At 37.0% G+C, this 362-nt stretch carries 2 protein-coding genes; both read left to right on the top strand.

Annotated features, from left to right (window positions below):
• Positions 1-132, top strand: a 132-nt coding sequence (grpE, locus tag FE392_RS23335) for a nucleotide exchange factor GrpE (protein WP_500692727.1), incomplete at its 5' end; no start/stop codon positions are given.
• A 26-nt stretch (positions 133-158) separates the two neighbouring features.
• Positions 159-362 (top strand): Hsp70 family protein (locus FE392_RS23330; RefSeq protein WP_319932046.1); only part of this gene is annotated, 204 nt, incomplete at its 3' end.

The raw sequence follows: 362 nt of genomic DNA, 5'->3' as shown, positions 1-362 counted from the left end.
AATGAACACCAAGCTATTATGCAAGTGGAAGATAGTGAATTTGAATCAAACGCGGTTGTGGAAGAATTCCAAAAAGGTTATAAATTAAAAGACCGTGTGATTCGCCCATCAATGGTAAAAGTAAATCAATAATTTACATAAAACTAGGAGGATTCGCCATGAGTAAAATTATCGGTATTGACTTAGGTACAACAAACTCTTGTGTAGCTGTTATGGAAGGTGGAGAACCAAAGGTTATCCCAAATCCAGAAGGAAACCGTACAACACCTTCTGTTGTAGCTTTCAAAAATGAAGAACGTCAAGTTGGGGAAGTTGCAAAGCGCCAAGCAATTACAAACCCAAATACAATCATGTCTGTTAAA

It is taken from the genome of Xenorhabdus santafensis, from assembly GCF_033949405.1.
Lineage (GTDB): Bacteria > Pseudomonadota > Gammaproteobacteria > Enterobacterales > Enterobacteriaceae > Xenorhabdus > Xenorhabdus santafensis.
The sequence above is the reverse complement of the archived record's forward strand: the minus strand, read 5'-3'. Positions and strand labels throughout refer to the sequence as shown.